The following is a 12,775-nucleotide window of genomic DNA, read 5'->3' as shown; positions in this document are numbered from 1 at the left end:
AGGTGTATTTAACGCGTTTACACTGAACACACCGCAATTATCATTAAACTTTTGCTCGTTTTGATGAGATTGTTTCAGTTTGTTGATAACCATTATTGGTATAAACAACCGGATTATGAATACTTTTTAAATGATCGATAGTTTGCTGAGTACGATGCATACGATTTTGAATAATCAAACCATTATCACGATTGATATTCGCTAATAACCGCGTAGTGGTTGTAATGGATTGCCATTGCTCTGCCAGTTCTGGATTTTCACTATAAGGGGAAGATAGATTGAGTTGTTTACTGGTATTAATTCGTTTTTCATCTAATAATTTTAATTCAATAAGTAATTGACTCTTTTTATTGATGATTTCATTGAGTTGATTGATAGAACTGTTTTCAATAAGCACTTGTTGCTCGGTCTGCAAAATGTCTGAAAGTGTTTGTAACATGACGGTTATTTTATTTAAGATGTCATTTAATTCTAACATTTTTATTTCCTTTCAAACTTTACTAACTATTCAATATTTTCAATCATCTGTTTGATAAGTTCATCAGCTATTTTTGTGGTGTTTATCACTAATTTACCTTCAGTAATAGCCTGTTTTATGTTATCAACTTTTTCCATATCAATGTCATTATGCGTAGACTGTAAAAGCGATAAGGTATTTTGACTTAATGTCACATTAGCACTGCTGGTCAGGCTATTTTCTGTCTGCTGAGATGATCGTGGGCTTTTTTGTTGCTCATTGATAACATCACGATTAAGTAATCCTGCTATTGTCGTTACCGATTTAGTCGCTTCTATACTCATAAAATACCTTTGATCAAAAATTTAATGATTTGTTTAGTCTAATTATCGGCAAAAATAAAAAAATCATTAATTTTATTTATCGAAAATTGTCACACCTTCTTGCGTAACAATACCTTCAACAATATTGCCAGAATTAAGCTTTACACTAATATGATCATCTAAGGCGCCATTATTAAGAGATTTACCTTTTGTTGCAATCACATACCCCTCTCCATTAATCAAGACTTTCACCATTTGACCAGCCTTGATGTGCCAATTTTGTTGCAGCATTGAAGTTCGAATTGGCTCATCAAGCTCAATGTTACGTAATGCAATATGATTAATAATGTGCTGTTTATTTAAAATTACCGAATTGGCTAGAAGATCAAGTCGCCCCAATTTTGACCGTATCAGTGCATCAGTAATGATCGTTCCTGCACTTATAGGTTTATCAGCGACAAAATAACGTCCCTCAGCACTGACTTTTATTTGCAAATACTGGGTTTTATTACCGCATTTAACGCCAATGGTCATTGTACCCCACTGTTTTTTATTATTCAGTAGCGTAATTTTGGGCTCATCACACATTAACTGCGGTTTAGGCGATATATAAGATATCGAAATATTATCGACAGGAACCGTTATATGTTTTGAAACTAAATCATTCACCGCTCTTTCAAATGAATCAGCCATCGCCATATTGCTCACCAATAACAGTGAAATAAGCTGTATTAATCTAATAACCTTAATCATATTTGCTTGTTTTAAAATTATTTGTAAGCCGATTTTACTGTATGAACAATTTTATTGAATGTTGAAATAAGGACAATTTTTGTTGTTATTTATACGATGAGTTTTTTTTGATTCACATAAAATTTTAAATATCAAACAAAGTGAGACGATTTTATGCTGAATAAATTAGACACCTTTATTAATTTTCATCAACAAGCATTAAATGTACGTGAAAAAAGACAAACTATCTTAGCATCAAATATTGCTAATAGTGATACACCGAATTATCAAGCGCGTGATATTGATTTTAATGCCGAATTGAAAAAAGCACTAACTCATCAGAATAGTCGCCATCACCTACAACTTAATGTAACGTCGAATCAACATATACAGATCAATGCACCTGCTATGACAAATGTAAATATGCTTTATCGTATTCCTTATCAAGCATCAGCGGACGGTAATACGGTCGAAATGGATCAAGAACGCACAGCATTTATGGATAACAGTATCCACTATCAAAGCAATTTAACTTTTTTAGGTGAACAATTTAAAAATGTAATGTCTGTATTACAGCAAGGATAATCAATATGAGTTTTTCAATTTTTGCAATTTCTGGCTCGGCCTTAATGGCACAAACTCAGCGAATGAATGTCAGCGCCAGTAATTTAGCGAATGCTGACAGCATCACCAGCACATCAGGAAAAGCATACCAAGCAAAACAAGTTATTTTTCAGGTGGATAATGACGGTGAGCAAAATAGTATTGCTGGCGTTAAAGTCGCCCAAGTGATTGAAGACCCGTCACCTATGAACTTAGTTTATGAGCCACATCATCCATTAGCAGATGAGAAAGGTTACATCCAAAAACCCAATGTCGATGTTGTTGCCGAAATGGTCAACACCATATCAGCATCACGCAGCTATCAAGCCAATGTCGAAGTCATTAATACCGCCAAAAGCCTAATGTTAAAAACATTGACATTAGGTCAATAGCAAGGAGTGATAGATGGGTGTAACAAATGTGTCTGTATCCGAATCGGTAGGCGTAAATGGTGTTCAAACCAAACAAAAAAGTACAACTGATGGCAATTCGAGTAAAGAATTACAAGATAACTTTTTAACGTTACTGATTGCCCAGATGAAGAATCAAGATCCAACCAATCCAATGGATAATAGCCAATTAACCTCGCAACTTGCTCAAATTAACACATTAGCGGGGATTGAAAGATTAAATACCACGCTAGGCATGGTGTCTGGGCAAATTGACGATAGTTTATCGGTCAATGCCAGCAACATGATTGGTAAAGGGGTAATGGTACCTGGCAATAAAATTTTAGTGGCGACCTCTGAGCTTGAAGGTACTGATAACGAAACCGAAACCATTACCACACCATTTGGTTTTGAGCTAATGCGTGATGCTGATTCAGTCATCATTACGATTTTAGATGAAAATGGTAATGTCGTACGTGAAGTCGATTTAGGTTCGATTCCTGCTGGGGTTAGCTCCTTCACTTGGGACGGTCAGCTAAACGATGGCACCACCGCTCCCGATGGCAGTTATACCTTTTCGGTCAATGCCAGTTACGATGGGCAAAAAGTATCCTCAACGTCACTTGGCTATTCGGTTGTCTATGGTGTGATAAACAGTAAAGTTAATAATAAAGTATTACTCGATTTAGGAATACTTGGTTCAATTAGTATTGACGAAGTACGTCAAATTCTTTAAGGGAGATGAAATTCAAATGGGATTTTCTCAAGCAATTAGCGGCATGAATGCTGCATCAAAACAATTAGACGTCATTGGTAATAATATTGCCAATTCTGCAACCGTTGGCTTTAAAAGTGCGAGTATCTCATTTGCCGACATGTATGCCGGATCAAAAGTTGGTATGGGTGTGAAAGTTGCAGCCGTCATGCAAAATTTTGGTGACGGAACAACAACCGCCACTAACAATAGTTTAGATGTTGCTATTTCTGGCAATGGTTTTTTTCGCTTAGTGGATAGTAGTGGACAAATTTATTATAGCCGTAATGGTCAATTTCAATTAGATGCCGAGCGCAACATCATTTCGGCGGATGGTTTGCAACTCACTGGCTACTTAGCCACCGGCACACCGCCACAAATTGCACAAGGTGCAGCACCGGGGCCGCTTAAAATTTCACAAGAAATGTTAAATGCTGCCGCAACAACAAAAGCATCATTACAAACTAACTTAAACTCAAATAGTACGGTACCTGAAAAACAGCCTATTAATGCACTTGATGCCGATACGTTCAACTACTCAACAACGCTGACAACTTACGATTCGCTCGGTAATCAACGTAATGTACAACTGTTTTATGTCAAAACAGCCGATAATCAATGGGATGTGCATTATCTTGACAGCAGCGACCCGAATGCAACATTACAAAAAATGGGGCAAATGGAATTTGATTCATCCGGTAAATTAATCAGTGATCCAGAAATGACCATAAATATTAACGGTATTAATGGCTCGGCTGACAACACCTTTACACTATCACTGGCTAATAGCTCTCAACAAAATATGGGCAAAGAAGTGGGCAGTATCAAAACCCCTGTCGTTGATGGTTATGCACCGGGTGACTTAGTCGGGTACAACATCAATAATGATGGATCGATTTACGGTATCTATTCTAACCAACAAACCATGTTGTTAGGTCAAATTGCGATGGCGGATTTTGCCAATGTTAACGGACTAGAGTCAGCAGGCAATAACAATTGGCGTTCAACACTTCAATCCGGCGCTGAAGTATTAGGTATCGCAAACTCAGGCACGATGGGCGCATTGACCAGCGGTGCAGTGGAATCATCCAATGTGGATATGAGTCAAGAATTAGTCAACATGATTGTTGCCCAGCGCAATTATCAATCTAATTCACAAACCATAAAAACGCAGGATCAGATACTTAACACATTGGTTAACTTGCGTTAATTAAGGAATAAATTATGGATCGCGTTATTTATACAGCCATGTCGGCAGCAAGTCAGACTCTTCATCGGCAAGCAATAACCAGTAATAACCTAGCCAATGTTTCAACATCAGGCTTTCGTGCCCAATTAGCCGCAATGAAAGCGATACCTATTGTTGGCAGCACTATGCCAACCCGAACAATGGTCACGGCAACCACCCCCACATTTGATGCCAGTATGGGGGCATTTAATTATACTGGTCGAGAATTAGATGTTGCTTTAGCCGAAGATAACTGGTTAGCGGTACAACTTGCCGATGGTAGTGAGGCTTATACCCGTAATGGTGCGATCCAAATTGATGAAGAAGGTACATTGCGTGTTCAAGGATACCCTTTAATGGGTGATGGCGGTGTACTAACTGTTCCGCAACAATCAAAAGTCAGTATCAGTTCAGACGGGACTTTATCAGCTTTAGGCGCAGGCGATAAACCGACCACCATAGCCCAAGTGGGTAAAATTAAAAAAGTCCAACTTAAACCCAACGAAATAACTCGCGGTGATAATGGCTTGTTTCAATTGACTGAACAAACACGTAATGCCCGTGGCGCCGTATTACCCGATAATCCCAATGCCAAATTGATGTCGGGCGTATTGGAAGGCAGTAATGTTAATCCCGTTGTCGCAATGGTTGATTTAATCAGCCATTCTCGCCATTTTGAAATGCAAATGAAAGGGATCACAACCGCTGACGAAAATGCTCAAAAAGCGAATCAAATATTATCACTGACTTAATTAGGAGTATCACCAATGATTAAATCACTCTGGATTGCCAAAACCGGTTTAACCGCACAACAAATGAATATGGATATTATTTCCAACAATCTAGCCAATGTCAGTACCAGTGGTTTTAAACGGCAAAGAGCAGTATTTGAAGATCTGCTCTATCAAACTGTTCGCCAACCGGGCGCACAATCTTCAGAACAAACTACCTTACCGTCAGGCTTACAAATTGGCACAGGGGTAAGACCGGTTGCCACCGAACGAATTCACAGCCAAGGTAATTTAGAATTAACCGACAACAGTAGTGATATTGCCATTAATGGACAAGGCTTTTTCCAAGTGCTATTACCCGACGGAACCCAAGCTTATACCCGTAGTGGCGCATTTCAAGTTAACCAAAATGGACAACTCGTCACCGCCAACGGTTATGAAATTCAACCAACCATTAATATTCCCGCAAATGCGATTAAAATGACGGTCGCGCGTGATGGTATTGTCAATGTCACCCTTGCCAATCAATCCTCGCAAGTACAAGTAGGTCAACTGACATTACACACCTTTATTAATGATGCAGGACTTGAAAGCATGGGGGAAAATCTTTACTTAGAAACCGAAAGTTCTGGTGCGCCGACTGAAAACACCCCGGGGCTAAATGGTGCAGGATTGCTATACCAAGGTTATACCGAAACATCGAATGTCAATGTTGCCGAAGAGCTGGTAAATATGATTCAAGTACAACGTGCTTATGAAATTAACAGTAAAGCGATTTCGGCATCCGATCAGATGCTACAACGATTGAATCAGTTATAAATTAATACCATGATAAACGTGATGAAATCCCTGTATATCGTGATCGCTGCGCTGTGCTTAGTGAATTGCGCACAGTTACCGAAAAAACCATTAGTCAAAGGCGAAACAAGCATCGTTCCGCAAATGCCAGAAATTGTTAACACCAGCGGCTCTATCTATCAAGCAGCACAACCAAGTAATTTTGGTTACCAACCCATGTTTGAAGATCGCCGTCCACGCAATATTGGTGATGTGCTAACCATAGTATTACAAGAAAACGTCAGTGCCAGCAAAAGCTCATCAATCAATGCCGGACGTAACAGTTCACTGAATTTAGGGGTAAAAGCTGTGCCCACTTTTTTAGATGGACTGGTTGGACGTGGAAAAGTCGAAACAGACATGTCTGGCGGTAATGATTTTAAAGGATCTGGAGGAGCAAACGCTAAAAATACCTTTAGCGGTACTATTACTGTCACCGTACAAGATGTCATGATAAACGGCAATTTAAAAGTCATTGGTGAAAAACAAATTGCGATTAATCAAGGAACGGAATTTATACGATTTTCAGGTGTAGTTAACCCTCGAACAATTAGCGGCAATAATACCGTTATCTCAACACAAGTAGCCGATGCCCGTATTGAATATGTCGGAAATGGTTACATCGATGAAGCACAAACAATGGGTTGGCTACAGCGTTTATTTCTCAATCTTTCACCGTTTTAACGAGTCTTAGCATGATAAAAAAATTACCTACTCTTATCTGTTTTATCTTAATGATGATTTTAGCGATACCTTATAGTTACGCTGAGCGCATTCGTGATCTAGTCACCATACAAGGGGTACGTGATAATGCGTTAGTAGGTTATGGCATTGTGGTGGGACTTGATGGAACAGGCGACCAAACCTCGCAAACACCGTTTACAATTCAAAGTATCACCAATATGTTATCTCAATTAGGCATTACTGTTCCAACAGGCAGCAATATGCAACTTAAAAATGTTGCCGCCGTTATGGTCACAGCAAAATTACCCGCTTATTCACGAGTAGGACAACAAATAGATGTCGTGGTATCCTCACTGGGTAATGCCAAAAGTTTACGAGGGGGCACATTAATTATGACGCCGTTAAAAGGCGCAGATAACCAAGTATATGCGATTGCTCAAGGTAATCTTTTTCTGGGTGGCATGGGCGCAAGTAGTGGCGGAAGTAGTGTAAGTGTCAATCAATTAGCTGGCGCGACAATCCCGAATGGTGCAACGATTGAACGTGAATTAGACATGCGATTAGATGAACAAGACATTATTCACCTACATCTGAATCAATTCGATTTTACTCGAGCCTTAAAAATCTCCGAAGCGATTAATAAATTACAAAAAAACACCGCGGTGGCACAGGACGGTACGACGGTGACAGTCAAAATGCCTGTTACCAGCCAAGAACGGGTTAAATTATTATCACGAATACAAAATCTTGAAATTGGTGCAACGCCGATCTCAGCCAAAGTCGTCATTAATACTCGTACTGGGGTTGTGGTCATGAATCAAAAAGTCCAGTTGGATAACTGCGCTGTCGCGCATGGTAACTTATCGGTTGTCGTCAATAACAGACTCAAAGTTAACCAACCCAATACACCTTTAGCGGGTGGGGAAACAGCGGTCACACCTGAAACACAAATTGCGGTTGAAGAGCAAGGTGGTGCATTGCAAAAAGTCACTGCAGGGGTGAATTTAAATAGTGTAATTAAATCGCTCAACTTACTGGGTGCCAATCCGACCGAATTAATGTCAATCCTTGAAGCACTTAAAAAAGCCGGTTGCTTACATGCTTCGTTAGAAACCATTTAGATATAAAAAATAGAATATGAATAATCTGATTAATCAATCTGTTCACCGCTTTGCCTATGATGTAAATGGACTAAATCAATTAAAGCGCGATGTGGCAAAAGGGACTAACCAAAGTATTAAACAAGTTGCTGAACAATTTGAAACGCTATTTATTAATATGATGATGCAATCAATGCGTAAAGCAGTGCCGGACAGTGGATTATTCAATCAACCTGCAACACAACTCTTTACCTCGATGTTTGATCAGCAAATTGCTCAGCAAGCAGCAGGTAAAGGGTTGGGGCTTGCTAATATCATTACCAAGCAACTCACGCATGGCAAACCTTTGTCACCCAATGTATCGTCGTCGGGCACTATTCCTATTCAACCCCAAAAATCGTCGCAACAACCTAACCTTAAACTTGCACAATCTTTATTTAGCAACGCATCAGCGACTGTTACGCCTGAAGCATTAGGACAAATGCTTTATCATAGCCATAAAATCGATAATGCTTCAAAAATAAATGCATCTGAAATCACATCGTTAAAACCTGCCGATAAGGCAAATCAAGATCATATAACCGCATTTGTCAAAGAATGGCTTATTCCTGCTCAACAAGCTTCTAAAAGTTCAGGTATACCTTACGAAGTTATCATAGCGCAAGCTGCACTAGAAACAGGTTGGGGACAAAAACTGATTAAAACCGCAGATAACCAATCAAGCCATAACTACTTTGGTATCAAAGCCACGCCGACATGGCAAGGTAATGCGACCCGCTTAACAACACAAGAATTTATCAATGACCGAATGATAAAAATTCAAGATAATTTCAAAGTCTATACCAGTAAACAACATGCATTAACTGACTATATCAATCTATTAACCAAAAGCCCTCGCTATCAAGCGGTGGTCAAAGCACCCGATGCAAGAACCGCCGCCAAAGCATTACAAGCAGCCAAATACGCAACCGATCCCAACTACAGTGACAAACTCATACAAATTATTGCGCGTATAGAACAAATTGCTCAACAAAATCCGATAACGATCGTTTCAGGTTTCAGAAAAATAGCGTTTAATTAATTCTGTTTTTGCCAGTAAAACACTTCAATTCTAATGTCTGATTTTTGGCTTTGGCTCATTAAAAAATAGACATAAAAAAGGAGGCTTAAGCCTCCTAAACGTGTTGGATATATATTCTAGTTATAATGAGTAGAAATGAATACTATTATCTGTTTTCACTCGACTATTTCATTTGAAACAGTGACATGCTTTGCATACTCATAAAAGTATACTGTGCTGCTTGTAAGTTAGCTTGAAGCATAACGTATTCTGAAATGGCATCGTACCAATCTACATCTTCAAGTTGGCTAATTTGCGTTTCAAACTCAATATCTAGCGTTTTACCCAGTGTTGTTAATCTTTCGACTTCTTGTAATACTGTTCCGCCTTTTGCTCTAAGGGTCGAAACATTATCAAATGAGTTATCAACACCACAACTTGCTTTAGATAAGCCTTCTCGATATTGCTTAATGGTATCTTCATTGTTGTCATCTAAATCGAGCTTTAATGCGTCAAGCGCATAATCGATACTTGCAAATAGATTACTTTCTGCTGGCGATCCGTCTGGCAACTTAACGGTAGAGCCTGTCATAAAGGCTTCAAGACCGGTAAAACTGAGTGGGACTTCGCGTGAATCATCAATAAAAATATTAATTGTGGTGGTACCACCGACATAACTCACTTCGCCAGATTCACTAACCACAAAAGGGGGCGTATCATTTTTATTACCGGCAAACAGATAATTGCCGTTAGTGTCTTTTGAATTGGCTAAAGCGACAAGCTGATCTTTTAAACCTTGTAATTTATTTGCCAAATCACGTCGGTTTTCATCGTTTAACGTTTCATTACCGGCATAAACCAATGTTTCTTGAATACTTTGTATGACAGTATTGACCTCTTTTAAGATAGTATCTTGACGACTAAGTGACTTATCGGTACTTTCACGTGCGGCTTGAAATTGGTCGTTTCGAGATTGCGCTTGTTTTAATATTAATGATTGTGATGCGCCCATCGGATCATCAGAAGGCGATAAAATCTTTTTACCCGTTGCTAAATGTAATCCCGATTTTTGCCATTTATTGTTGGTATTTAAAATACTATTTAAATTTTTTTGATACATTGAATTGGTACTTACACGCATTTTTTATCCTTTTATCACTTCGCTAAACCTAAAATAGTGTCAAATAGCGTTGTTGCAGCATCAATAACTTTAGCATTTGCTTGATAATACTGCATATAAACTTGCATAGAGATATACTCTTCTTCAATATTTACGCCCGATATTGATTGATTTTGTTCGTCAATCTGCTGCGTTATATTTTGGCTTGATTGTGCCGAAATTTTAGCGGTTTGAGTTTCACTACCAATATAGTTAACTAACGTGGTATAAGCGCTGTTTAAGGTCGTGGTACCGTTAATTAATTTTTCATTTTGTATGTCTAATAATTTGCTCACATTGCGGTTATCACCCGCACCGTTTTCTTCATCATTAATTCCGGTTGCCAATTTGTTCACATCTGTCACTAACAACGCTAATGACGATGCGATATCAGCAACAGGTTTAATTAAAAACGAGTCACCTTTCACCGCATTACCCGTTATTTCAATTGATAAACCATCAAACATTAGTTTGCCATCTTCAATTTGAGGGGTAATAGTTTGATGATCAGACAGTCTTGTCACAACCCAATCAGTACCATTAAATTCAATTTTATAATCCGAGGCTTTAACTTCGGTGACTGAATCAAAATTGATTTTAGCGGCAGCATTACCTTGATTTTTAGCATTGGTGATACTACTTGGTTGACGGTAATCAAACATTTTTTCACCGGCATGACCATTGATATCCACGCCAGACATATGTACTTCATTGAAACGCTCAGCTAAATTAAGTGCAATTAAGCCCAATTGGTTGCGAGCTTGAGAAAGTGGTCCATCACGAAAAGTTAATAATCCATTTAATCGGCCTGATGCGATATTTTGACTTGTCAGTTCTTGAGTCGCACCAGAATTATGCGTGTAAACAATTGTATTTATTGCAGGATCTTGTTGTGACGGTTGAACAGATAGTAAGTTCACCGACGATCCCTGCACTAAACTTAAACCGTTAGCTAACGACAGATTATATTGTCCATTTTGCTCCGTCACGGTAATTCCTATAATTTCGCTCAATTCATTGACCAGCTGATCACGCTGATCAAGCAAGGCATTAGGTTCATTACCACCACTCACGGCCTGTAATTTTGAAATTTTTTGATTTAATTCGGCAATTTGCTCTAAATAAGTATTAACCTGAGCGACATTATTCGTTAATTCAGTATTGATATTGGCAATTTGATTTTTAAGATTATTTTCGGTTTTATTAAATTGTCCAACCAACGACGTCAAATTACTGATAACCGATTGTTTTGTCGAGGCATCACCCGCATTTGACGTAAGCTTATTTAAGCTAGAAAAAAGATTATTAATTTGCGATGAAATGCTGTTTTCATTTTCAGCTAAAAGATTATCAACTTTTGATAATTCATTATAATATGATTTAATCGATCCATTTTGTGATTGCGATTGTCGCAATTGCCCAACAACAAATTGGTTAAATGCACGATTTACCGCTGTCACTGAAACCCCATTACCGACAAAACCAAAATGATGATGAGTACCATTTGCCTGCGTTAATATCTGTTGTTGGCGATTATAGCCTGCGGTGTGGGCATTACTGATATTATTGCTAATTACATTAAGCATATTTTGCGCTGCATTTAATCCACTAATTCCAGTATTCATCAATGAATTTGCCATTAAAAAACTCCTTAATATAACTTAGTTAATAACATCATGATTATTTGTAAACTTAATTTTTATATCGGCACAATTCATTAAAGCTTTAATCATTTTTGCTATTTTTTTTGAATTTTTATTTTTTTATTTTCAATTCAGCAGATTTTTTTTGATTCATGCCTGTCATAATATAACGATAGGATTAATTTTGTTTAACTGGCTTAGCCTGTTTTAAAAAATCAATGCCAGTCATATTGTTTTCATCCTCAATATATTGTTGTGCCGATTTATTTAAAATTAAAATACTGATTCGTCGATTGGCATCTTTACTATAATGTGGATTGTTTAATCCCACGGTATCAGCAAGCGCAACAATACGAATAATTTTATTTTTATCTAATCCACCTGCAATAAGTTCTCGTCTTGATGAATTGGCTCGGTCAGCTGATAACTCCCAATTACTATAACCTCTATCACCAGTGACATATTGACGTTCATCGGTATGACCCGATAAGGTTATTTTATTAGGTAATGAATTTAAAATAGGTGCTAAGGCATGCAAAATGCTTTGCATATCAGGATGTATAACCGCACTGCCTACATTGAACATCGGTTTATCATCTGATGCCAGAATTTGAATACGTAACCCCATTTCAGTGAGTTCAATAATTAAATTAGGTGCTAATTTTTTTAGACGAGGATCGAGTTCAAACATTTCAAAAATTTTGCGTGCTGTTTCAATCAACTGGATCTTTTCGAGTTGTTTTTTTTCAAATTCGCTTTGTTGTTGTTGATTGGCAATATCGTTTTTTTCTTCACCCAGTTGCTGAGTAACATCATCACCACCGCCAGGTATCGGGCTTTCACTATCACTGATATTTTGACCGCCATTTTGCCCCATAAGTAACGGTGTTCTAAAATATTCAGCAATTCCTTGTAGTTCCTGCGGTGTTGATTTTGCGATTAACCACATAACTAAAAACAGCGCCATCATGGCGGTCATAAAGTCAGCATAAGCGATTTTCCACGAACCACCATGATGCCCTTCTCCATGCCCTGACTTTTTGCGAGTAATAATTCTTATTGAGTTATCTTTCAT

Annotated in this window: 15 protein-coding genes; 9 read left to right on the top strand and 6 right to left on the bottom strand. The window is 38.1% G+C overall.

The features are described from left to right. Positions 1 to 43: 43 nt before the first annotated feature. The 3 genes from ACGH6P_RS06430 to flgA all read right to left on the bottom strand — a co-directional run bounded on the left by ACGH6P_RS06430 (position 44) and on the right by flgA (position 1,473). Entirely contained in the window at positions 44 to 478 is a 435-nt protein-coding gene (locus tag ACGH6P_RS06430; RefSeq protein WP_065558033.1) for a flagella synthesis protein FlgN, read from the bottom strand. Positions 479 to 504: 26 nt separating this feature from the next. Continuing rightward, on the bottom strand, positions 505 to 801 hold the full coding sequence (flgM, locus tag ACGH6P_RS06425) for a flagellar biosynthesis anti-sigma factor FlgM (protein WP_220216098.1): 297 nt from the start codon (positions 799 to 801) through the stop codon (positions 505 to 507). A 72-nt stretch (positions 802 to 873) separates the two neighbouring features. Continuing rightward, positions 874 to 1,473 carry a flagellar basal body P-ring formation chaperone FlgA gene (gene flgA / locus ACGH6P_RS06420; RefSeq protein WP_411597013.1) on the bottom strand — a complete coding sequence of 200 codons (600 nt, stop codon included), beginning with the start codon at positions 1,471 to 1,473 and terminating at the stop codon, positions 874 to 876. A gap of 213 nt (positions 1,474 to 1,686) precedes the next feature. Here flgA and flgB point away from each other — a divergent pair, with 213 nt between their 5' ends. Genes flgB through flgJ form a run of 9 tightly spaced genes read left to right on the top strand, consistent with a single transcriptional unit; the run spans position 1,687 to position 8,919 of the window. Further along, positions 1,687 to 2,097 carry a flagellar basal body rod protein FlgB gene (flgB, locus tag ACGH6P_RS06415; RefSeq protein WP_267349920.1) on the top strand — a complete coding sequence of 137 codons (411 nt, stop codon included), beginning with the start codon at positions 1,687 to 1,689 and terminating at the stop codon, positions 2,095 to 2,097. 5 nt (positions 2,098 to 2,102) lie between these two features. After that, complete coding sequence (gene flgC, locus ACGH6P_RS06410) at positions 2,103 to 2,507, top strand: flagellar basal body rod protein FlgC (RefSeq protein WP_411597012.1); 405 nt, start codon at positions 2,103 to 2,105, stop codon at positions 2,505 to 2,507. A gap of 13 nt (positions 2,508 to 2,520) precedes the next feature. Continuing rightward, positions 2,521 to 3,240, top strand: a complete 720-nt coding sequence (locus tag ACGH6P_RS06405; RefSeq protein ID WP_220216102.1) for a flagellar hook assembly protein FlgD — start codon at positions 2,521 to 2,523, stop codon at positions 3,238 to 3,240. Positions 3,241 to 3,256: 16 nt separating this feature from the next. Then, a complete protein-coding gene (gene flgE / locus ACGH6P_RS06400; RefSeq protein ID WP_267378592.1) occupies positions 3,257 to 4,468 on the top strand; it encodes a flagellar hook protein FlgE in 1,212 nt (403 codons plus the stop codon). A gap of 14 nt (positions 4,469 to 4,482) precedes the next feature. Beyond that, a complete protein-coding gene (locus ACGH6P_RS06395) occupies positions 4,483 to 5,238 on the top strand; it encodes a flagellar basal body rod protein FlgF (protein WP_220216103.1) in 756 nt (251 codons plus the stop codon). A 15-nt stretch (positions 5,239 to 5,253) separates the two neighbouring features. After that, positions 5,254 to 6,036: a flagellar basal-body rod protein FlgG gene (flgG, locus tag ACGH6P_RS06390; protein ID WP_267361001.1), complete on the top strand. Its 783-nt coding sequence runs from the start codon at positions 5,254 to 5,256 to the stop codon at positions 6,034 to 6,036. Positions 6,037 to 6,057: 21 nt separating this feature from the next. Beyond that, on the top strand, positions 6,058 to 6,738 hold the full coding sequence (locus ACGH6P_RS06385; protein WP_267349928.1) for a flagellar basal body L-ring protein FlgH: 681 nt from the start codon (positions 6,058 to 6,060) through the stop codon (positions 6,736 to 6,738). A gap of 11 nt (positions 6,739 to 6,749) precedes the next feature. Continuing rightward, entirely contained in the window at positions 6,750 to 7,859 is a 1,110-nt protein-coding gene (locus ACGH6P_RS06380; RefSeq protein WP_267360999.1) for a flagellar basal body P-ring protein FlgI, read from the top strand. 16 nt (positions 7,860 to 7,875) lie between these two features. Continuing rightward, the gene (flgJ, locus tag ACGH6P_RS06375) at positions 7,876 to 8,919 is read left to right on the top strand and encodes a flagellar assembly peptidoglycan hydrolase FlgJ (RefSeq protein WP_411597011.1); all 1,044 of its coding nucleotides are present in this window, start codon (positions 7,876 to 7,878) and stop codon (positions 8,917 to 8,919) included. A gap of 163 nt (positions 8,920 to 9,082) precedes the next feature. On the opposite strand, the gene flgL is transcribed toward flgJ, so the two are convergent. The 3 genes from flgL to motB all read right to left on the bottom strand — a co-directional run bounded on the left by flgL (position 9,083) and on the right by motB (position 12,775). Beyond that, positions 9,083 to 10,039 carry a flagellar hook-associated protein FlgL gene (gene flgL / locus ACGH6P_RS06370; RefSeq protein WP_267349934.1) on the bottom strand — a complete coding sequence of 319 codons (957 nt, stop codon included), beginning with the start codon at positions 10,037 to 10,039 and terminating at the stop codon, positions 9,083 to 9,085. A gap of 14 nt (positions 10,040 to 10,053) precedes the next feature. Continuing rightward, positions 10,054 to 11,697, bottom strand: a complete 1,644-nt coding sequence (flgK, locus tag ACGH6P_RS06365; protein ID WP_411597010.1) for a flagellar hook-associated protein FlgK — start codon at positions 11,695 to 11,697, stop codon at positions 10,054 to 10,056. A 181-nt stretch (positions 11,698 to 11,878) separates the two neighbouring features. Next, positions 11,879 to 12,775: a flagellar motor protein MotB gene (gene motB / locus ACGH6P_RS06360; RefSeq protein WP_267360993.1), complete on the bottom strand. Its 897-nt coding sequence runs from the start codon at positions 12,773 to 12,775 to the stop codon at positions 11,879 to 11,881.

Source organism: Gilliamella sp. CG25 (assembly GCF_046635705.1).
Classification (GTDB): domain Bacteria; phylum Pseudomonadota; class Gammaproteobacteria; order Enterobacterales; family Orbaceae; genus Gilliamella; species Gilliamella apicola_I.
This window is presented reverse-complemented; position numbering and strand designations above follow the sequence as displayed.

Coding starts and splice junctions, on each gene's coding strand:
- flgA (WP_411597013.1), bottom strand. CDS start 1,473: ATGGCTGATTCATTTGAAAGAGCGGTGAATGATTTAGTTTCAAAACAT.
- flgJ (WP_411597011.1), top strand. CDS start 7,876: ATGAATAATCTGATTAATCAATCTGTTCACCGCTTTGCCTATGATGTA.
- ACGH6P_RS06405 (WP_220216102.1), top strand. CDS start 2,521: ATGGGTGTAACAAATGTGTCTGTATCCGAATCGGTAGGCGTAAATGGT.
- flgC (WP_411597012.1), top strand. CDS start 2,103: ATGAGTTTTTCAATTTTTGCAATTTCTGGCTCGGCCTTAATGGCACAA.
- flgK (WP_411597010.1), bottom strand. CDS start 11,697: ATGGCAAATTCATTGATGAATACTGGAATTAGTGGATTAAATGCAGCG.
- flgB (WP_267349920.1), top strand. CDS start 1,687: ATGCTGAATAAATTAGACACCTTTATTAATTTTCATCAACAAGCATTA.
- flgL (WP_267349934.1), bottom strand. CDS start 10,039: ATGCGTGTAAGTACCAATTCAATGTATCAAAAAAATTTAAATAGTATT.
- ACGH6P_RS06395 (WP_220216103.1), top strand. CDS start 4,483: ATGGATCGCGTTATTTATACAGCCATGTCGGCAGCAAGTCAGACTCTT.
- ACGH6P_RS06385 (WP_267349928.1), top strand. CDS start 6,058: ATGAAATCCCTGTATATCGTGATCGCTGCGCTGTGCTTAGTGAATTGC.
- ACGH6P_RS06430 (WP_065558033.1), bottom strand. CDS start 478: ATGTTAGAATTAAATGACATCTTAAATAAAATAACCGTCATGTTACAA.
- ACGH6P_RS06380 (WP_267360999.1), top strand. CDS start 6,750: ATGATAAAAAAATTACCTACTCTTATCTGTTTTATCTTAATGATGATT.
- motB (WP_267360993.1), bottom strand. CDS start 12,775: ATGAAAGATAACTCAATAAGAATTATTACTCGCAAAAAGTCAGGGCAT.
- flgE (WP_267378592.1), top strand. CDS start 3,257: ATGGGATTTTCTCAAGCAATTAGCGGCATGAATGCTGCATCAAAACAA.
- flgG (WP_267361001.1), top strand. CDS start 5,254: ATGATTAAATCACTCTGGATTGCCAAAACCGGTTTAACCGCACAACAA.
- flgM (WP_220216098.1), bottom strand. CDS start 801: ATGAGTATAGAAGCGACTAAATCGGTAACGACAATAGCAGGATTACTT.